This window comes from Ensifer sp. 38_S197, assembly GCF_056924495.1.
This window is the reverse complement of the sequence record NZ_JBXOVZ010000001.1, coordinates 1,779,123-1,798,202: the sequence shown is the minus strand read 5'-3', so window position 1 is coordinate 1,798,202 and position 19,080 is coordinate 1,779,123. Positions and strand designations below refer to the sequence as shown.

Below are 19,080 nucleotides of genomic sequence, written 5' to 3'. Positions count from 1 at the left end.
TTATCGTGGATCGTTACACTGCCCTCCAGGTCTTCCGCCATGTGGCCGAACTCGGCAGCTTTGCCGAAGCCGGGCGCAAGCTCGGCCTGTCTCCTGCCGCGATCAGCAAGAATGTTGCCGAGCTCGAAGCCAGCGTCGGCGCACGGCTCATCAACCGGACCACGCGACGCATGGCGCTGACGGACGAGGGCACACTCTATCTCGAGCACGTCGTGCGCGGACTGGATGCATTGAAGGATGCCGATGCGGCGCTCTCGCCCGTCCGGCGGACGCCGGGCGGGACGTTGCGCGTCGCCGCCCCGATGACCGTGACGCTGATGCGGCTTTCCTCCGTCATCCCCGCGTTCCTGTCCCGCTACCCGGACCTCAAGCTCGATCTGCATCTCGACGACAGGCGTGTCGATATCGTGCGAGAGGGGTTCGATCTCGCCATTCGCGGCAGCGACAAACTGGAGGATTTAAGCCTGATTGCGAGAAAACTCGCAGTCATGCCGCATGTCGTCTGTTCGGCACCCGCCTATTTCGAGGCGCATGGCGAACCTACCGATCCCGCGGACCTGAAATCGCACAACTGTATCCGCTTCAGTCTTTCGGGCCATGCGGACTTATGGGAGTTTCGCAAGGGCAGTCGAACGGAGAAAGTGACCGTGAAAGCCCGCTATTCCGTGACGTCAAGCCTTGCCGTTCGCGACGCACTGCGCGCCGGCTTCGGGATCAGCCTGATACCCCGTCCTTATGTGGAAGACGACCTGAGGAACGGTCGACTGCAACGCGTACTCTCCGACTGGGATACGGTCGAAACCACGCTCTACGCCATCTACCCCTCGCGACAGCACGTCGCGCCGAAGATCCGGGCGTTTCTCGATTTTCTCGCCGAAACATTCAGCCGCCCGTAATTGCGCGCCCGCTTGCGGCGATCAGGCCGCGACGCGACCGGACAGACGATCGCGACAAAGTCTGCCCCTGTTCCCTGGGGAACATCGGCGATGCGATGCGCCAGGTTACCGGCACTCGAACCCGTGCTCCAAGGATGACCTCATGCGCCTGCTTGCCGCCACCCTCTTCGCTTTCAGCCTTGCCGGCCCGGCCAATGCCGCTGATCTCATGACGTTCTGGGACAAGCCGCAGCATGGCGGCAACAGCTTCAATCGGCTGCCGCCGGACGAGGCCTACTTCAGGGCGTTGGCGGGCTATGACGCCACCTGGGTGCGCCTTTCCTACGACAAGTGGAAGCCGGCAAAACGCGACTACCTGATCGGCGACGCCGACAGATATGCGGGCATTCCGGCCGCCGATCTCGAAACGTTGAAGGCGACGCTCGACCGCGCCGACAAGGCCGGCCTCAAGGTCGTGATCGCACCGCTGTCGCTGCCAGGCATGCGCTGGGCCCAAAACAACGGCAACACATTCGACGGTCGGCTTTGGCGAGACAAGGCCTGGTGGGACCAGGCGGCAAATTTCTGGCGGGATCTGGCGCGCGAACTGAAGGACCATCCGGCGGTCGCCGCCTACAACATCATCAACGAACCGGCGCCGGAGAAGAATAACGGCCTTGCCGAGCACGCCGATCCGCAGGCGATGCGGGCCTGGTACGCCAGCAAAAAAGGCAGCGCTGCGGATCTGAGAGCCTTCTACGAGACCATCATTGCGGCCATCCGCGCGGTCGATCCGACAACACCCATCATGGCAGATGCCGGCTGGTATGGGGCAGCTGACGCGTTTTCCTACTGGCCATCGGGACTCACGGACCAGAAGGTGCTCTACAGCTTTCACATGTACGAGCCCTATGCGGCGACGAGCGCGCCCAACATCAAGCGCGACAAGCCCTATGCCTATCCGGGCAAGGTGCCCTTTGGCGAAGGCGAAGAGACCTGGGACAAGGCGCGAACGGCCGGCTATCTGGCAAAGCCGGTGCAATGGGCCAAGGACAGCGGCATCCCGCTCAATCGTCTCGTTGCCGGTGAATTTGGCTGCATGCGGCGCTGGTCCGGCTGCAAGACCTATCTCGAGGACGTGTTGACCGCGCTCGACAAGGACGATCTGCACTGGGCCTTCTACAGCTTCCGCGAGGATGCCTGGGATGGCATGGACTATGAGCTCGGCTCGAAGACCGTGGGCTGGAAATATTGGCAGCAGATGGAAGCCGGCGAGCGCGACACGACGCCGCGCCAGTCGACGCCGGAGTTTGCGCCCATCAGCAGGCGCCTTGCCAATGATCCGTGATCAGTATTACCGGAGCGCTCGGAATCTGGCTGTACCGGTGGTCGAGCCGTCGCAAAGCGATCCCTTGCGATGCACATCACGTCTCGGCCTTCGCCCAACCAACCGGACCTGATCCGCTTGGAAAAAGGGCAAGAATCGTTAGAACAACCTTTAACCTTGCAAGCGCCGCGACGTCCGTGGTGCCGTTTGAAACTTGAGGCATGTCCGTGGAGACGACCGGGGCGACCGACGCCGACACACGAAAGCGAACCATTTCCCTGTCGCGCACGCTGGCGATCGTGATGGCGGCGTTGGTGGCGCTGACCGCCGCTGTCATCCTCTCCGTCGTCTGGTATATGTCGGCCGGTGCAACCCGCGAATTGCTCGCCCAATCGGCCCATCTCGGCCTCGATGCCGTCCAGACGAAAATCGGAAGCCGGTTCGCCCCGGTTGAGGACCAGCTGGCGTTCCTCGCGAAGGAAGTCGGGGCCGGCCGCCTCGATCCGAAAGACACGTTGGCGCTGGAGCGCGTAATGACTGGTGCCCTGGCGGCGACTCCGCAGGTTCGCGTGCTCTCCTTCGTCAGGCCAAATGGCGAAATCTTCGGTGTGACCCAGGGCCCCAAGGGCGTCTTTTCCTTCGCCGACACCATCAAGACCGACAACGAGCGCACGGAGATCGACCAGGCGCGCCGCAGCGGCAAAGCCCAATGGGGACCGGTTTACTTCGTGCCGGACCCGGCGATACGCACATCGGTCACAAACCGACAGCAACCGGCAAGCACGGGAGGCCAGTTTGCCGGCGTCTTCAGGGCAACGATCACGGTCGATGCCATTTCGGACTTCCTGCGCCAGATCGCCGTCTCGAATCCCGGGACGACACCCTTTGTCCTTTATGGCCGCGATCAGGTACTCGCCCATCCCCTGATGGCGTCAGGCCATCCATTGTTATCCGCGGCGCACCGGCTGCCGAAGCTTAACGAACTTGGCGATCCGTTCCTTGCCGTGCTGTGGGAGGGGGAACCTCAGACCTTCCACGATTCCGCACTGGAGGCGCGCTTTGTGGAAGCGGGCCAAGACGACCGTGTCATTCTCACCCGCGAAATCAGCGGCTATGCACCGGCCCCTCTCATCGTCGGCGTAGAGATACCAATCGAATCCCTGGAAAAACCGATTTGGGACCTGCTGCGCGCCGGCATAGCCGGTCTCGTGGTCCTGCTCGCAGCAATCGTCATCGCCTGGGTCGTCAGCCGCCTGATCGTTCGCCCGGTCGCCAGCATGGCGCATGAGGTCCGTGCCGTCGGCATGCTCGACTTTGCGGCTCTTCATCCCCTGCCCGGCAGCCTGTTCACGGAGTTGAACGAGCAGGCACGGGCCTACAATACGATGTTGACCGGGCTGCGTTGGCTCGAAACCTACGTGCCGAAGAAACTGGTGCGCCACCTCCTTGGAAGCGGCGATCTCGTCTCGACGCAGCGAACGGTGACGATCATGTTTACCGACGTGGTCGATTTCACCGCCACGGCCGAAAAGACCACCGCTGCCGAAGTCGCCACGCTCCTGAACAGACATTTCGACTTGCTCGGCCGTTGCATTGAGGATGAAGGCGGCACGATCGACAAGTTCATCGGCGATTGCGTGATGGCATTTTGGGGCGCCCCGGACGACCAGCCGGATCACGCCGATCGCGCCATGCGCGCGGCCCGCGCCATTGCCCTCGCGGTCGCGGAGGACAATGCGGACCGGCGCCGGCAGGGGCTGTCTGCCCTCCGCGTGCGCGTCGGCGTCCATTCCGGTCCGGTCGTTTCGGGCAATATCGGCATGAGCGGGCGGTCCGCCTATACGATCGTCGGCGATGCGGTGAACGTGTGCAATCGCCTGGAGCAGTTCGGCAAGTCGGTGGCGCCGAATGAAGAGATCGTCGTGCTCCTGAGCGGTGAAACAGTCAGTTTCTTGACCGAAGACCGCTCCGACCTCACACCACTTGGCAAACACTGCCTTTCCGGTCGGACGGAACAGACGGAGATTTACCGGCTGCCGACCAAAGCGGGATAAGCGGCCCCACCGATGCCGCCGAGCCGCTCAGATCGCAGTCATTCGCCTTCAGGAGAAATGGGCCGCGCGCCGGCTGTCGGTATGCATCCGCAGTGACGGATAATGGACGCCGCCTGCGCTCAGCTTTTTCGGTTCTATCGCAGGCGATAGACAATCCTGAAGCGCATTCGTCGGCTGGCAGCGCGCGCCGCGAGCAGACCCTTTCAGAATTTCGGATGGCCGTTGATAAAAATGCTGCTTTTCGCCGGCTGGAAAGCAAAATTTAACCATACTTCTCCATCTTTTGTCCATCAGTCGTCAAGAAGGGGACAATCCGGAAAGTCGCGTAGCGATGGTCGCTCGCCGGCCTGAGGGCCTTTTGCGTGAATTTCTGGCTTGATTTGCGTTGTTGAGTAAGATCATTCGCCCACAGTCTTTGAATCGTCTGTTGCGTCCATTGCTGATCACTTGCTGCGGCACCGCTCTTGTCGGCGCGGCTGCGTGGTCACTCGTCGGCATGGTCGCGGTGGGCGGTTCCTTCGCGCATGGTTCGGGCCGCCTGCTGCCCAAACCGCAGCTCCATTTGGCTGAAAAAACGAAAGAACGCGCCTGGGACAAGCACGCCAGGGTCAACCAGGCGACGCGGCTCGTCGCGGCCGCCGCGGCGCAGCCATTCGTCTCCGCAACGAGATTTGCGAGCGATCTCGAATTCCCGAGAGATGCCGAATTGCTCGGCAAGAGCGCGCGTCTCGCAACGGCCGTGAAGAAAGCCGTATTGGCGTCCGAACAGCTCGCCAGCGCCTCCGCTCCCGCGGTTTCCGCCCAATCTCGCCAGGTGACCGCGATGGCCGGCGTAGCCGCGCCGGCCCGCTTCGCTCCGGTGACGACCGGTTTCGCCGACAAGCCGGCGATCCAGCTCGCCTATGCCACTCCGTCTCAGAGCCACGTGGAAGGCAGTGCGTTCTCCGCCGTGCTGACCGCACCTCCCGAGGACGATCTCGCCGAACAGCCGGATCCGGACACGACGGATGATACGGCCGCGTTGCCGAGCCATGAAGACACGCCGTCCGTCGGTCCCATGCCGCAATTTCGGCCGCGCAGCGAACAAGCTGAGAAGCCCGCTGCCGAACCCGAGAGACCTGCGACGAAACAGGCCGAAGTCGAGGCGGCGATAAAGGCCGAAGAGACGGGGAAGCCGGCCGACCGCGAAATGCCGGTAAAGCCGAAGGTCGCTTATGCGCGGCCAGAAGATCCGACGGAAAATAGCTCCGGCACCGGCTTCGGCCAGGCGCTGCGCAACATGTTCGGCGGTGGAGCCAAGGCCGGAAATGGCGTCGCCGTCTACGACATAACCGCCGCCAAGGTTTACATGCCCGACGGCAGCGTGCTCGAGGCCCATTCCGGCATCGGCAAGATGGCCGACAATCCGCGCTACGTGGACGTCAAGATGACCGGCCCGACCCCACCGCACACCTACAATCTCAAGATGCGCGAGACACGCTTCCATGGGGTCGAGGCGATCCGCATGCTGCCGATCGACGGAAAGAACAAGCACGGCCGCGACGGCTTCCTGACCCACAGCTACCTGCTGCGCGGCAAGCGCGCGGAATTGCATGGCTGCGTCGCCTTCGCCGACTATCCGCGTTTCCTGACCGCCTTCAAGCAAGGCAAGGTCAAGCAGATCGTCGTGGTGCCGAGCGGCGGACGCGCGGCCGGCATGCGCCTGGCACAGAACGGCAGGAGCTCCTGACAGGAGCCGCCCGACAGTCGGATTGCAGGAGAAGGACGGTAAAGGTCTTCCGCCAAGGAGGAACGGGCATTAAGATCCGGGCCTTGAGCGAGAACGAAAGGACCGGGAGCCGTCATGTGCCGAAACATAAAACCCCTGTTCAATTTCGAACCGCCGGCGACGGACGCGGAAATCCATGACGCCGCGCTGCAATTCGTTCGCAAACTGAGCGGAACGACCAAACCGTCCAAGCGCAACGAGGCGGCGTTCGAGCACGCGGTCAATTCGATCGCGGCCTGCGCCCGGGAATTGCTCGATTCACTCGAAACGTCGCAGCCGCCACGCAACCGCGACGAAGAAGCCGCCAGGGCCCGCGCCAGGAACGCGATCCGCTTCGCCTGAGACAACGCAGCCTCATGCCTTGGCGGCAAGCGCACTCAATTCTTCAAGGTCGAGGTCCCGTTCCAATTCGTGCAATGTCTCGTCGTCGATGTCACCGGCGCGATGAAGCCGGATGAGTTCGCGCCGTCCCGTGGCGACCGCTTCGAGCACGACGTCGAAATGGGCATGAAGAATGGGCATGTAGTGCTCCGTGCGCTGGGCATAGTCGACGATCGACACCGCACGGCGCTGATACCTGTCGAGCAGTTGCGGATGAATGAGCTTGCCTTCGTCGTCATAGGCCCGGCTCTGAATGGTTACGAGCTGTGCTTGCGCCATGGCCGCTTCGGCCTGGCTCATGCTCAGGCGCGCCTTTTCCGACGGTGGCTCAACCAGCCCCGCCCACGCGATCACCCGCCCGAGTGTCGTGCCCTGGACGAGCACCGTCCCGAGGATGACGGCAAAGGACGTAACGAGGATGAAGTCGCGACCGGGAAAACCCTCCGGTATGCTGAGGGCCAGGGCGAGCGTGACGACGCCGCGCACCCCCGCCCAGGAGACCACCGTTGCGCCGCGCGCTCCAAGTGGCCGATAGCGCTCCATCCCCAAGACATTGCCGAGGCGGATGACGATATCCGACCCGAACACCCAGGCAAACCGTGCGACGGCGAGCGCGACGAGAATTGCAAGGATTGGCCACCACATGGTTGCGGCAACGACACCGAAGCCGCCTCCGCGCTCGACCACACCACGTAGCGACAGGCCGATCAGAATGAAGACGGCAGCCTCCATCAGGAAGACGATGACGGTCCAGAACGACGAACCGCGCATGCGTGTAGCCGCCGAGAGCACGGTGTGCTGGTGCCAGCTTGCGATCAGGCCGGTGGTGACCGTGGCGATGACGCCTGAAACATGCAGGAACTCGCCGAGCAGGTAAGACGTCCAGGAAAGCAGAGCCGTGGCAGCGATGATCAGATATTCGTCGCCAAGGCGGCGCGCGAGTAGAACCCAGGCCGTGCCGATGGCGGTACCGACGAGGGCGCCGCCGATCGCCAGCACGAAAAAGCTGCCGACAGCCTCACTCGCGCTGAAGGCCCCGGTGACACCGGCGGCAATCGCGAAGCGGAAGAGTACGAGGCCACTCGCATCGTTGAGCAGACTTTCCCCTTCGAGCAGGATCTGCAGCCGCCGGGGCAGCCGCACGCGCTGCAGCACGGCACGAGCCGAGACCGCGTCGGGCGGCGACACGATCGCCCCAAGCGCCGCGCAGGCGGCCCAGGGAAGCGAGGGGAAAAGCAGATGCGTGACCACGGCGACGACGGCACAGGTGAAGAATACCGCGCCGATCGCCAGCGAGGCGATGCCGATCAAATGACGGCGCAAGCGGCCGACGGCGATGGTCCATGCGCCGTCGAGAAGCAGCGGCGGCAGGAAGATGACGAGCACCAGATCGGGATCCACCTCGATGGTCGGCAGGCCCGGCACGAAGGCGAGCAGCGCGCCGCCGGCCAGAAGCGCCACGGAAGGCGACAGACCGAACCTGCCCGCGACATAGTGCAGGGCGATGATGGCCACAAACATGCCGATCACCAGCTCGAACAGATGTGTCGGTTCCACGCTCCCTGCCTCCACCCTCCAGGACGACGGCATTACAGAACGCGTTTTGCCGAAACGCAATTGGCGCGGCCCATCAACAGCGCCTGCGGCTATCGTTTGTGAGGCTGGGTTGGCGGCAAGGCCGATCGCGGAGCGGAGAAAGGACGCACGGCCAGAAAGAAAAAAGGGCCAACGGAAAACCGCGGCCCATAAGGTGTGAAGGTCAATTAACCTCCAGAGGGGAACAGCTGCTGCGGCGGCATTGGGAGGAGAACCGCCATGTGCATCAGCTGTGTGCTTTATGCCTGATTTTTGACCATATGGAAAACAATTATTGTGCAATGCAGCTATGCGCGTGCCGCACAGGAGCAGACCCAGGCGATCCACCGCACGCCCACGCTTGGCGAGTGCGGCGGTTGCAAAACGATGGCGGAACCGCATCTACGGCCGAAGAAAGATCTGGATAGAGGATCGGGACCGGTGCGAACACCGGTCCCGATGATATAGCTGCTACACTAGCGACCGTGGGATCGGCCGCATCTGCATGCTAGGGCGCTCTGCTCGATCCGAAAGCCCGGTTCCAGAGCTGCCCGAGTTGTCCGCATTCTATCCACCGGTTGCGCACAGGCCGATCTTGCCGCAACATCTTGGCAGAGCTCCCATTTTTTCGGCTCTGTGATTTGCGCTTTCTTCAGCGGGAGCGCTGAGCGGATTCGTCTGCGGACCTCACGCCAGCGACGTCTGGCGCGTTTCCGCATCGATCAGGCAGGCGGCTATCGCAGCCACGAGCAACAGGCCCGCAAAGGTGCCGATCGCAAGCCCGAAACTCTGGGCCACCAGAAGGCCGAGCAAGGACGGGGCGAGCAGACCGCCGAGCCGCGCCATGCCGCCCGCCGCGCCCATTCCGGTTGCCCGCGCCTCCGTCGGATAGAGTTCCGGCGTATAGGCATAGAGCGCGCCCCAGGTGCCGAGCAGCGCAAAACTCATGATGAGCAGCGACGCTGCGATGATTGCGGCGCCATTTGCCACGACAAAAAGCAGGCAACTCAAGGCGGAGAGAAGACAAAAGCCGATCAGCGTCGGCCGGCGCCCCCATGCCTCGACGCCGTAGGCGGCAAGCGCATAGCCTGGAATTTGCGCCAATGCGATGAGAACGAGAAAACCATAACCGCGGACGAAGCCGAAGCCTTCACCCGCGAGCCGTGGCGGCATCCAGGTGAAGACGCCATAGTAGGAGATCGAGACTAGGAACCACACGGCCAAGATCAGAAGACTACGGCGGCGCAGATCCCCGGAGAAGATGCCGGCATCCGGTGAGGCCGCAGGAAGCGTGATCGACACCGCTGTTTCAAGTTGAGCGTGGCGGTTGGCGACGAGCATCCGGTTGACGATGGCTTTTGCTTCGGCGGCCTTGCCCGCACGAAGCAGATAGAGCGGAGACTCCGGAACGAGAAAGCGAAGCCCGAGGCCGAACACCGCGGGGATGGCGGTGACAGCGAATATGTAGCGCCATGCGTCCGCGAGTTCCGCGCGCGTAACGAGCCATGCCGCCACTGCGACGACCAGCGTTCCCACCGCCCAGAACCCCTCGAGCATGACGAGCCATCGTCCACGGCTACGGGCAGGCAGGAACTCCGACATCATGGCATAGTCGACCGGCAGGGTACCGCCGACTGCAGCGCCCGTGAGGAACCGCAGCAGCAGCAGGACGCCGAAGCTGGGCGCAAAAATCGACAGCATGCCGAAGACCGCATCGCAGGCAACGGTGACAATCAGCACCCGCCGGCGGCCGACCCGATCGGCCAGCCGGCCGAAGCCGACGGCGCCGATCAGCATGCCGAGAAAGAACAGGGTACCGGTCTGGAGCGCCTGCGGAACCGTCAATCCGAACGTTGCGGCGATGGAGGCCGCCGTGAAGCCCACGGCAAGAACCTGCATGGCATCGGCGGCCCAGACCAACCCGAAGATGCCGATCAAGCGATATTGATAAGGTCCCGTACCGGCACGCTCGAGCGCTTCGTTCATCGTGATCGTCGTCATTGCGTCCCGCCCTGCAAATCAATGCGCGGACACTACGTCGGCAAATCGAACTTGAATAGCGCCCTCGAAGCGGCGGAAGACCGGCTATAGCGCGACACAGACAGTTTGCGCCGCCTTGCAGAGATTTTTCCGGACCAAATCCGAAGTTGTGTTCGCGCGCACAAAACAAACGCAAAGGTAGTCATCAGAGGTCGGTTTCACGCTCTGGGCATCCCGATCGAGAACAGCCGAACTTGCGCGCCTGGACGCCTTGCAGGACTTTGCAAAGATTCTTGCACTCATCTTGTTGACGGCACGAAGAATTGCAGAAACCATAGATCCTGCAAATGAACTTGCGGGGACGTCATGACGATACTCGATCGCATCAAGACCTATTCCAGGCGGCTGACCGATGCCGATCAGAAACTGATCACGACCATGCTCGAGAACCGGGCGGAAGCTGCATTCCTGTCCGGCCCGCAGCTTTCCCAGCGCGCTTCTGTGCATGAAGCCACCGCCACGCGGCTTGCTCAGAAGCTGGGCTACAAGGGCTTTCCGGACCTTCGCGCGCAATTGCAGCGCGAGGTGCTGGACGACCAGGACGCCGCCAACCGCATGCGACGGTCGGTCTCGAAGGTCGAGCATGGGGATTATCTCACCGATCTGATTGCGGCCGAGATCACCGCGCTCGAAACGCTCGCCCGATCGGTGGAACAGGCGGATATCGACAGGGCTGCCGATCTGATCTTTTCCGCGCGCCGGGTCTTCATCTTCGGGCAGGGCCACGCGCAATCGGTCGCCGGCTTCCTGCAGCGCCGCCTCGACCGCTTCGGCATGACCACGATCCAACTGACGGGCCGCGGCCGGGACATAGCCGAGCGCCTGGTCAGCATGGAGGCCGGCGACCTGGTCGTGGCGCTTGCCTTCCGCAAGCAGCCGCAAAGCTATGGCCCGCTGGTTCGGCATGCAGCTCGCGTCGGCGCGCGATCGATCCTCGTTTCGGATCTGGCCGGGCCGCTGATGGAGCCCGCCGCTGATCTGATGCTCGCAGCACCCCGGGGGCGCTCGCGAAGCGAATTCCAGACACCGACGATCCCGTTCGCGATCGTCAACGCCATTGTCCTGACGATCGCCGGGCGCCACCAGGGGCAGGTCATCGGCAGGCTGGAGAAGCTGTCGGAGTTGTTCAACGACTTCGACTGATGGGGAATTGAAAGGGAGGAGCAGGAAATGTTGAAAAGACTGAGCAATGCCGCACTTGCCGCATGTTTCGTGATGCCGTCGATCGCGATGGCGTCCGATCTCGACGGATTGACGCCGCAGCAATTGCTGCCACTCGCACAGAAAGAGGGAAGCGTCACCGTCTTCTCGCTGTCGAGCCGCATCGCCAAGATCGAGAAGGCCTTTGAGGAAGCTTACCCGGGTATCGACCTGATCGGCCTCGACATGAGCTCGACCAAGCAGATCGCGCGCGTCGAGGCGGAGCAGCAAGCCGGCGTTTATGCCGTCGACGTGCTTTACATCGCCGATACGCCTGTTGTGTTCACCAAGCTTCTGGAGGGCAAGCGGATCGTCAACTACGTGCCGCCGCGCATATCGAATGAACTGGAGGACCGCTACAAGGCACCACTGCTGACCCAACGTCTTTCGACCAAGGTGCTGATGTACAACGAAAAGGCGTTTCCTGACGGTTCGCCCATCACCAACCTTTGGCAGCTCACGGAGCCGGAATGGCAGGGCCGGGTGCTGATGGTCGACCCGAGCCAACGCGGAGAACTGCTCGATCTTTTGACCGAGATCGCGCTTCATCCGGACGAGATGGCGGCCGCCTACAAGGCCCATTTCGGCAAGGACATCGAAGTGGAGCCCGATCTTCAGGGCGCGGGCGAACAGTTCATCAAGAACCTCTTCGCCAATGACCTGATCCTCGTTCCGAACAGCGACGTGCTCAACAAGTCGGTCGGCGACGTCAATGCCAAGAACCCGCCCATCGGTTTCGGCACTTATTCCGACCGGCGCGACAACGAGAAGGAAGGCTGGGCACTGCAGGTCGCCAACAATGTCGAGCCCGCCAATGGCATCCTCTTCCCGGCGGTGCTGACGGTTGCGGACAAGGCCCCCCATCCGGCTGCCGCCCGGTTGCTGATCGACTTCATGTTCGGCGACGACACGCCGACGGGCGGCGCCGGTTTCGAACCGTTCAACGTTCCCGGTGACTACGCAACCCGCAAGACCATCGCCGACCATCCAGACTCGGTCAAACTCAGCGAACTGAAAGCCTGGACAATCGATCCGGCAAAGACGGCCGCCGCGCGCGGACGCATCGCCGACCTGATCATCACGCTCCAGTAACAGAAAACCGTCTGTCGGCACGCCATGCGTGCCGACAGACGCCGAGGCTCGCACATGACATCCCTATTGATATCCGCACCATCGGGCAGCCGGCTGCTCCGATCGGGTTTCCTCCTGCCGGCCCTTCTCGTTGCTATCGTCGCCATCCTGGTTGTCGCGCCGCTACTGCGCATCCTCGTCACCACGTTGACGCCAGAAGGCATTGCGGCCTGGAAGGCCGTGCTCGCCAGCCCGCTCTCCGCCAATCTCTGGTGGCGGCCGCTTCTCAACACCATGATCCTCGGCTTCAGTGTCGGCGGCGGCTGCCTGCTGATCGGCGGCTTCCTCGCCTGGCTGGTCGTGCTCACCGACGTGCCGGGGCGCCGCTTCCTCGGGCTGATGGCATCGCTGCCCTACATGATCCCAAGCTTTGCCGCCGCACTTGCCTGGGGAACGCTGTTTCGCAATTCCCGTCTCGGCGGCTCGGCCGGTTTCTTCGAAACCAGTGGCCTTGCCATTCCCGACTGGCTGGCCTGGGGCCTGATCCCGACGGCGATCGTGCTGATTGCACACTACTATTCGCTTGCCTACACGATCATCGCTGCTGCGCTGAGCTCGGTGGGTGCCGATCTGGTCGAGGCCGGACAGATGGCGGGCGCCAAACGTCCGCGCATCTTCTTCGGCATCATCCTGCCGGTCGTGACACCGGCGCTCGTCGCCGCCACGTCGCTGACCTTCGCCGGCGCCGTCGCCAATTTCGCCGCACCCGCCTTGCTCGGCCTGCCGGTGCGCATGCAGACGCTTTCCACCCGCCTCTTCGGCATGATCGAGACCGGGCAGAACGAACGTGGTTTCGTGCTCGCGCTGCTGCTGATCGCCGTGTCGGCGCTCTTTCTCTGGCTGTCCGATCGCATCGTCTCAGGCCGCAAGGCCTTCATCACCGTCACGGGCAAGGGCGGACGAACCAAACGCTTCCCGCTCGGCGCCTGGCGCTGGCCACTCTTCGCCATCGCCGTGGTGATCGGGCTTCTGACCACGGCGCTGCCGGTGCTCGTGCTTGCCGCATCGAGCCTTGCGCCGCAAAGCGGGGCACTCTTTTCCAACTGGACGCTGCATTTCTGGATCGGCGAGGGCGGCGGCGAGATGGCGCAGGGACAGGCCGGCATCTTCCGCAATCCGGTTCTGATCGATGCGATCTGGAATACGATCCGCCTCGGCCTCGTCGTTGCCTTCACGACGATGCTGCTCGGCCTTGCGCTCGCCTACACCATTGTCCAGCGCAAGGGCAGCCTGCTTGCGAGCGTGCTCAGCCAGCTCGCCTTCCTACCGTTGCTGGTGCCGAGCATCGCCTTCGCCGCGGCCTATATCGCGCTCTTTGGCGCGCCGATCGGCCCGTTGCCCTCGCTCTACGGCACCTTTGCTCTGCTGGTCATCGCGGCGTCGGCCCATAACCTGCCCTTTGCCGTGCAGTCCGGCCGCTCCGTGCTAGGCCAGATCTCCGCCGACATCGAGGAAAGCGCCCGGCTGACGGGTGCGGGGCTGATCCGTCGTCTGTTCGCGATCATCTTCCCGCTCGCCATCCGCGGCCTCTTTGCCGGGGCGATCCTCGTCTTCGTGAAAATGGTACGCGACCTCTCGCTGGTCGTGCTGCTGTTCACCGCGACCTCGCCAGTGCTCAGTATGGTCGCCTACCGCTATGCGGCCGAAGGCTTCATGCAGTTCGCCAACGCCATCACCCTCGTCATCCTCGTCGTCTGCCTGGCAGCCTCGTTCCTGGCTCATGCCCTGCAGAACCGTGTCCAGAAATGGAAACAGCCATGAATGCGATTGCAACCGGCGCCGCGGACGCCATCAAGATCCGCAACCTCGTCAAGCGGTTCGGTGCCTTCACCGCCGTCAAGGACGTCAATATCTCCGTGCCTGCTGGCTCCTTCCTGGTTCTCGTCGGCCCCTCCGGCTGCGGCAAGTCGACCCTTCTTCGCATGCTGGCCGGGCTTGAAGGCCCGAGCGAAGGGGAAATCGCCTTCGTCGGGCAGACCGTCTCCAGCGGCGCGGGCGGCGTCATTGCTGACGCCGGTCGGCGCAATGCCGGCCTCGTCTTCCAGAGCTACGCGCTCTGGCCGCACATGACCGTCGCCGGCAACATCGCCTGGCCGCTGAAGGTCGCCAAATGGCCCCGGGAGAAACGTGAAAAGCGTGTCAGAGACGTGCTTGCGCTTCTCGGTATCGATGCGCTTGCCGAACGCTATCCGGCAGAAATCTCCGGCGGCCAGCAGCAGCGCGTGGCGATCGCCCGAACCATCGCGCCGGAGCCGAGCATCCTCTTGTTCGACGAGCCGCTGTCGAACCTCGATGCCAAGCTGCGTATCGAGATGCGCAGCGAACTGATGCGCATCCATCGGGCGACCGGCGCAACCTCGGTCTATGTCACGCATGATCAGGTCGAGGCCATGACCATGGCGACCCACGTGGCCGTGCTCAACAATGGCCGCATCGAGCAGTTCGGCAAACCGATCGATCTTCTGCGCAACCCGCAAACCACTTTCGTCGCGACCTTCCTCGGCACACCGCCGGCAAACCTGATCCCGGTTCATCGCGTGGATGACCGGCTGCTCTTCGGCGAAACGGCACTTGCGCCGGCAACGCTTTCGGCCGGTCGTGACACGGTGCAGCTCCTTTACCGCGCCGAGGATGTCAGCGTCGGGTCGGTCGCCGGCGCGCCATCGCTTGCCGCCCGCTTTGCCGAAGCGGCGCCGATTGCCGGACGCACCATGGTGACAGCGATGGTCGGCGACCTGCGTGTCACCGCCATGGCCGACGGCTATTTCACCGCAACACCGGGGGAGACGATCCCTCTTTCCTTCATTCGCACACCCGATGCGGTCTTTGCCGCCACCGGAGAAAGGATCCATCAATGAGGCTCATCCTCATGCGCCACGGCGAGACCGAGTGGAACGCCGAACAACGCCTGCAGGGCCAGGACAACTCGCTCCTGTCCGAGCGCGGGGTCGCGCAAGTGAGGCGGTTTCGCCCCTATGCCAAGGCGCTGAAGCCGGTTCGCATCATCGCCTCCGATCTCGGCCGCACCCGCCAGACGGTCGCGCTCATCGGCCATCCCGACGCACCGACCGACGTGCGCTTTCGCGAACTGGACATGGGCGAGTGGACCGGGCGGCGTAAGCCGGATCTGATCGCCGAGCGTCCGGAGGACTATGCCGCCTGGCGCGCCGGAACCTTCACGCCGGCCAATGGCGAGACCTGGGGCGCCTTTCGCGGGCGCGTGGCCGAAGGCGTGCACGACTGGATGTCGCGCACCGAGGGGGACCTGCTGATCGTCGCCCATGGCGGCGTCGTTCGTGCCGCTTGCCACGAATTCCTCGACCTTCCGCCGTCGCGTGTCGTTCCGGTGACGCCCGGGACGGCGACCATCCTGCATTTCCCGCGACGCGGCAGCATGGCTGCGCAGCTCGAAGGCTACAATATCGGCTCTGTCGCCCCCGACGAATCCGTCGCCGACTGATGCTTGCGACGAGGCAGTGAGATGAACTCTGGTACATTGGTTATCCTGGAACTCCTTGGCGGCGTGGCGCTGCTTCTGTGGGGCGTGCGCATGGTGCGCACCGGCGTCATGCGTGGCTGGGGCGACCGGCTGCAGCGCTTCGTCGAGGAACGCCTGTCGAACCGGCTCACCGCCTTCGGCGGCGGCGTCCTGGCAACCGTCGTGCTCGGCAGTGCCACCGCCATGGCGCTGATCGTTGCCGGGCTTGCGGGCGCCGGGGCGATCTCGGCACCGACCGGCCTTGCCGTCCTGCTCGGGGCGGATATCGGCTCGGCGCTCGTCTCCGGCCTCTTTGCCTCCGGCTCCTCCCTGGCGGCAACGCTCGCTCCGCTGTTCCTGTTCGCCGGCTATGTCGCATTCAGCGCATCCAGCGAGTTTCGACCGCGAAACGCCGGTCGCATCCTGATGGGCCTCGGCCTGATGCTAATGGCGTTGAAGGTGATCGTTTCGGCAACCGCGCCCTTGCGTCAGGCGACGCTCTTCCACGATATGCTCGGGGCAGTGGCCGGGGAGCCGGCGCTCGGCTTCCTCGTCGGCGCGCTGCTGGCCTGGCTCTGTCACTCAACGCTTGCGGTCATCCTGCTTGTGGCTTCCCTTCTGATGAATGGCAGCCTCGAAATTGCCGGAACCGTACCCCTGATCCTGGGCGTCAATTTCGGCGGCGGCCTTCCGGCCGTCAGCGCCACGCTCGACCAGCCCCCCGTGGCCCGCAAACTGCCGCTCGCCAACCTCTTTTGCCGCGGCCTGCTGGCACTCGCGCTGCTGCCCTTCACGCAAGAGATCGTGGAGGTGGCCGGGCGCCTGCGCGCCGAACCGCTTCATGTGGCCGTCGGCCTCCACGCTGCCTTCAACCTGCTGGTCGCAGCCGTGTTCCTGCCGCTGTCACCCATAGTCATCCGCCTGGTGGAGCGACTTGTCCCGGCGCGCGCCGCCGCCGACGACCCGCTGGCATCCCCGCGCTACCTCGATCGAAGGTCGCTGGAGACACCGGCAATCGTGCTCAGCAATGCGACGACGGAAACGATACGCATGAGCGAATTGCTGGAACGCATGTTCCTGATATCGCTGGCGGCGCTGCAATCCCGCCGGATGGAAAGCCTGAAGGAACTGCCTTCGATCGATGCGAGGCTTGGAAACTACATGGTCTCGGTCCACGCCTATCTCGGACAGCTGACGCAGGACGAACTTTCGGCGGAGGACACCGTGAGAGCCCACGAGATCATGCTGTTCGCGAGTAACCTCGAACATGCTGGCGACGTCATCAAGCTCAGCCTCGCTGACCGCATCCGAGCCAAGGTCAAGCAGAACATTTCCCTTAGTGCGAGCCAGCGCGAGGCGCTCGACGCCCTCTCGGAGGTGATCGCCGCTTCGCTGAGGTTGCTTCCCGCGGCGCTGTTGTCGCGCGACGTTTCCGCCTCAGCCCGCCTTGCCGCCCAGAAGGATTGCTTTCGCGAGTTGGAGGACGATGTCGTCAGCCGGCATCTCGGCCGCGAACGCATCGAAGCGACAACTGACGCGAAAGGCAACGCGCTCTTCATCGACCTCGTTCGCGATCTGCACAGGATCAATTCCGACATCGCCGCCGCCGGCTACCCATTGGTTCAGGCAGCCGGACTGTTGAGCAGCAGCCGGATCAGAAGCGCCTCGCCGACAGGTGCTGCCGGCTGATCGGAAGGCGGTGGTCACTCGTCGAGCGGTGACATTCTCACGAAAGCTACGACCCGTCAGTAGGGCGAGACGCAGACCTGCCGCGGACCGTAATAGGGCTGGAAGGTGTCGTCGTAAGCCCTGTAGGATCGGTAACGGGCATAGCACCAGCGCGTATGCGCATTGCCGCTATAATAGGTCTGCCGGTAATAGTGCGGCGCATAGTAGCGTGGCGCATAGTAGCGTGGTGCATAGTAGCGCGGACGATAGTAGGTCGGGCCGTAGTAGCCTTGGTCATAATAGCCCTGGTCGTAGTAACCCGGGCCATAGTAGGGCTGCGCCAGCGCTCCACCGAGGATCGTGCCGACGGCCAGTCCGCCGAGCGCCCAGGCCCAACCATCGCCGCCATGGTGATGGTGCCCGTGGTAGCCGCCACCGTGGTAGCCGCCACCGTGATAGTAGCCGCCACCGTATCGCCGGTACTGTACCAGTTGCGCTTGCGTCGTCTCGACCTTCGGGACGTCCGCTGCTGTGGGAAATGCCATGGCCGGCGGAACGCTCGTCAGCGCCGACGCCATGGACAAGGCAATGATCGCTAGCCTGTTCATCGGCTCACCTCCATTTTCCCTGCCTGATGCAATTATACATCGGAAATGGCGCCGAAGCACTGCGTTTGGCCGCCGCGCCTGGGTGGTGGTCAGTGGAAAGCCAAAGCCATTCCAATTATTTCATTTTTCGCAATTAAATTATATATATTATTTCTATTCTTCGGCACAATCAGCCGCGGTAATCTCTCTTTATCGGCAGCAACCGACGGGCCAGAATGGCCAACGAATTCCACGCCCCGCCCGCCGGCGGCCACCACTGAGGAGAGAAGACATGTCCAGCAAGCTCGAAGTCCTGACCCCCGCCAACAGCCAGCTGATCTTCATCGACCAGCAACCTCAAATGGCTTTCGGCGTTCAGTCGATCGATCGGCAGGTCCTGAAGAACAATGTCGTCGGCCTGGCCAAGGCAGCCAAGGTCTTCAACATCCCGACGACGATCACGACTGTCGAAACCGGTTCCTTCTCCGGCCACACCTACCCTGAGTTGCTGAGCGTCTTCCCGGAAAACGACATCCTCGAGCGCACCTCGATGAATTCATGGGACGACCAGAACGTCCGCGACGCGCTGGCAAAGAATGCCGCGAACGGCCGAAAGAAAGTGATTGTTTCCGGGCTCTGGACGGAGGTCTGCAACACCACCTTCGCGCTGTCCTGCATGCATGACACCGACTATGAGATCTACATGGTTGCCGATGCATCCGGCGGCACGTCGGCCGATGCGCACAAATACGCCATGGACCGGATGGTTCAGGCCGGTGTCGTTCCGGTCACCTGGCAGCAGGTCCTCCTGGAATGGCAGCGCGACTGGGCGCACCGGGAAACCTACGACGCGGTCACGGCAATCGCGAAGGAGCATTCCGGCGCCTACGGCATGGGCATCGACTATGCCTATACCATGGTCCACAAGGCAGCCGAACGCGTCGCACATGGCAAGACGATCGGCCCGAACCCGGCGAAGTGATCGCCAAGCGTGCC

The 19,080-nt window shown here is 63.2% G+C and carries 15 protein-coding genes; 12 read left to right on the top strand and 3 right to left on the bottom strand.

Going from position 1 to position 19,080, the window contains the following annotated elements; translation table 11 throughout:
• Nucleotides 1-5 precede the first annotated feature (5 nt).
• The 5 genes from AC1Z3V_RS08350 (at nucleotide 6) to AC1Z3V_RS08330 (ending at nucleotide 6,366) form a co-directional block, all read left to right on the top strand.
• The gene (locus AC1Z3V_RS08350) at nucleotides 6-896 is read left to right on the top strand and encodes a LysR family transcriptional regulator (protein WP_483498280.1); all 891 of its coding nucleotides are present in this window, start codon (nucleotides 6-8) and stop codon (nucleotides 894-896) included.
• 142 nt (nucleotides 897-1,038) lie between these two features.
• Nucleotides 1,039-2,223 carry a glycoside hydrolase family 5 protein gene (locus tag AC1Z3V_RS08345; protein WP_483498279.1) on the top strand — a complete coding sequence of 395 codons (1,185 nt, stop codon included), beginning with the start codon at nucleotides 1,039-1,041 and terminating at the stop codon, nucleotides 2,221-2,223.
• Nucleotides 2,224-2,423: 200 nt separating this feature from the next.
• Nucleotides 2,424-4,256, top strand: coding sequence for an adenylate/guanylate cyclase domain-containing protein (locus AC1Z3V_RS08340; RefSeq protein ID WP_483498278.1), 1,833 nt, complete (start codon nucleotides 2,424-2,426; stop codon nucleotides 4,254-4,256).
• A 427-nt stretch (nucleotides 4,257-4,683) separates the two neighbouring features.
• A complete protein-coding gene (locus AC1Z3V_RS08335; protein ID WP_483498277.1) occupies nucleotides 4,684-5,985 on the top strand; it encodes a DUF2778 domain-containing protein in 1,302 nt (433 codons plus the stop codon).
• 114 nt (nucleotides 5,986-6,099) lie between these two features.
• Entirely contained in the window at nucleotides 6,100-6,366 is a 267-nt protein-coding gene (locus AC1Z3V_RS08330) for a DUF2277 domain-containing protein (protein WP_429809493.1), read from the top strand.
• Between the two features lie 12 nt (nucleotides 6,367-6,378).
• Here the strand turns inward: AC1Z3V_RS08330 and AC1Z3V_RS08325 are convergent, their stop codons facing one another.
• Both AC1Z3V_RS08325 and AC1Z3V_RS08320 read right to left on the bottom strand, forming a co-directional pair.
• Nucleotides 6,379-7,962, bottom strand: a complete 1,584-nt coding sequence (locus AC1Z3V_RS08325) for a Na+/H+ antiporter (RefSeq protein WP_483498276.1) — start codon at nucleotides 7,960-7,962, stop codon at nucleotides 6,379-6,381.
• Between the two features lie 705 nt (nucleotides 7,963-8,667).
• A complete protein-coding gene (locus tag AC1Z3V_RS08320) occupies nucleotides 8,668-9,981 on the bottom strand; it encodes an MFS transporter (protein WP_483498275.1) in 1,314 nt (437 codons plus the stop codon).
• Between the two features lie 345 nt (nucleotides 9,982-10,326).
• Between AC1Z3V_RS08320 and AC1Z3V_RS08315 the strand changes: the two genes are divergently transcribed.
• From AC1Z3V_RS08315 to AC1Z3V_RS08290, 6 genes are read left to right on the top strand one after another with little or no spacing between them, the layout of a single operon-like run.
• Entirely contained in the window at nucleotides 10,327-11,163 is an 837-nt protein-coding gene (locus tag AC1Z3V_RS08315) for a MurR/RpiR family transcriptional regulator (protein ID WP_483498274.1), read from the top strand.
• Between the two features lie 30 nt (nucleotides 11,164-11,193).
• The gene (locus AC1Z3V_RS08310) at nucleotides 11,194-12,312 is read left to right on the top strand and encodes an ABC transporter substrate-binding protein (RefSeq protein ID WP_483499601.1); all 1,119 of its coding nucleotides are present in this window, start codon (nucleotides 11,194-11,196) and stop codon (nucleotides 12,310-12,312) included.
• A gap of 54 nt (nucleotides 12,313-12,366) precedes the next feature.
• On the top strand, nucleotides 12,367-14,112 hold the full coding sequence (locus tag AC1Z3V_RS08305; RefSeq protein ID WP_483498273.1) for an ABC transporter permease: 1,746 nt from the start codon (nucleotides 12,367-12,369) through the stop codon (nucleotides 14,110-14,112).
• The gene (locus AC1Z3V_RS08300; RefSeq protein ID WP_483498272.1) at nucleotides 14,109-15,209 is read left to right on the top strand and encodes an ABC transporter ATP-binding protein; all 1,101 of its coding nucleotides are present in this window, start codon (nucleotides 14,109-14,111) and stop codon (nucleotides 15,207-15,209) included. The genes AC1Z3V_RS08305 and AC1Z3V_RS08300 overlap by 4 nt, the downstream gene beginning before the upstream one ends.
• Nucleotides 15,206-15,811: a histidine phosphatase family protein gene (locus AC1Z3V_RS08295; protein WP_334197684.1), complete on the top strand. Its 606-nt coding sequence runs from the start codon at nucleotides 15,206-15,208 to the stop codon at nucleotides 15,809-15,811. Before AC1Z3V_RS08300 ends, AC1Z3V_RS08295 begins: the two co-directional genes overlap by 4 nt.
• Nucleotides 15,812-15,832: 21 nt before the next feature.
• Nucleotides 15,833-17,518, top strand: a complete 1,686-nt coding sequence (locus AC1Z3V_RS08290) for a Na/Pi cotransporter family protein (protein WP_483498271.1) — start codon at nucleotides 15,833-15,835, stop codon at nucleotides 17,516-17,518.
• A 56-nt stretch (nucleotides 17,519-17,574) separates the two neighbouring features.
• Here the strand turns inward: AC1Z3V_RS08290 and AC1Z3V_RS08285 are convergent, their stop codons facing one another.
• The gene (locus tag AC1Z3V_RS08285; protein WP_483498270.1) at nucleotides 17,575-18,105 is read right to left on the bottom strand and encodes a BA14K family protein; all 531 of its coding nucleotides are present in this window, start codon (nucleotides 18,103-18,105) and stop codon (nucleotides 17,575-17,577) included.
• A 271-nt stretch (nucleotides 18,106-18,376) separates the two neighbouring features.
• Between AC1Z3V_RS08285 and AC1Z3V_RS08280 the strand changes: the two genes are divergently transcribed.
• Nucleotides 18,377-19,066 (top strand): hydrolase, encoded by a 690-nt coding sequence (locus AC1Z3V_RS08280; RefSeq protein ID WP_483498269.1) that lies wholly within the window; start codon nucleotides 18,377-18,379, stop codon nucleotides 19,064-19,066.
• Nucleotides 19,067-19,080 lie beyond the last annotated feature (14 nt).

Excerpts from the sequence above, each read along its gene's own strand:
- AC1Z3V_RS08285 (WP_483498270.1), bottom strand. The coding sequence starts at position 18,105 with ATGAACAGGCTAGCGATCATTGCCTTGTCCATGGCGTCGGCGCTGACG.
- AC1Z3V_RS08315 (WP_483498274.1), top strand. The coding sequence starts at position 10,327 with ATGACGATACTCGATCGCATCAAGACCTATTCCAGGCGGCTGACCGAT.
- AC1Z3V_RS08340 (WP_483498278.1), top strand. The coding sequence starts at position 2,424 with ATGTCCGTGGAGACGACCGGGGCGACCGACGCCGACACACGAAAGCGA.
- AC1Z3V_RS08295 (WP_334197684.1), top strand. The coding sequence starts at position 15,206 with ATGAGGCTCATCCTCATGCGCCACGGCGAGACCGAGTGGAACGCCGAA.
- AC1Z3V_RS08300 (WP_483498272.1), top strand. The coding sequence starts at position 14,109 with ATGAATGCGATTGCAACCGGCGCCGCGGACGCCATCAAGATCCGCAAC.
- AC1Z3V_RS08320 (WP_483498275.1), bottom strand. The coding sequence starts at position 9,981 with ATGACGACGATCACGATGAACGAAGCGCTCGAGCGTGCCGGTACGGGA.
- AC1Z3V_RS08305 (WP_483498273.1), top strand. The coding sequence starts at position 12,367 with ATGACATCCCTATTGATATCCGCACCATCGGGCAGCCGGCTGCTCCGA.
- AC1Z3V_RS08290 (WP_483498271.1), top strand. The coding sequence starts at position 15,833 with ATGAACTCTGGTACATTGGTTATCCTGGAACTCCTTGGCGGCGTGGCG.
- AC1Z3V_RS08280 (WP_483498269.1), top strand. The coding sequence starts at position 18,377 with ATGTCCAGCAAGCTCGAAGTCCTGACCCCCGCCAACAGCCAGCTGATC.
- AC1Z3V_RS08330 (WP_429809493.1), top strand. The coding sequence starts at position 6,100 with ATGTGCCGAAACATAAAACCCCTGTTCAATTTCGAACCGCCGGCGACG.
- AC1Z3V_RS08345 (WP_483498279.1), top strand. The coding sequence starts at position 1,039 with ATGCGCCTGCTTGCCGCCACCCTCTTCGCTTTCAGCCTTGCCGGCCCG.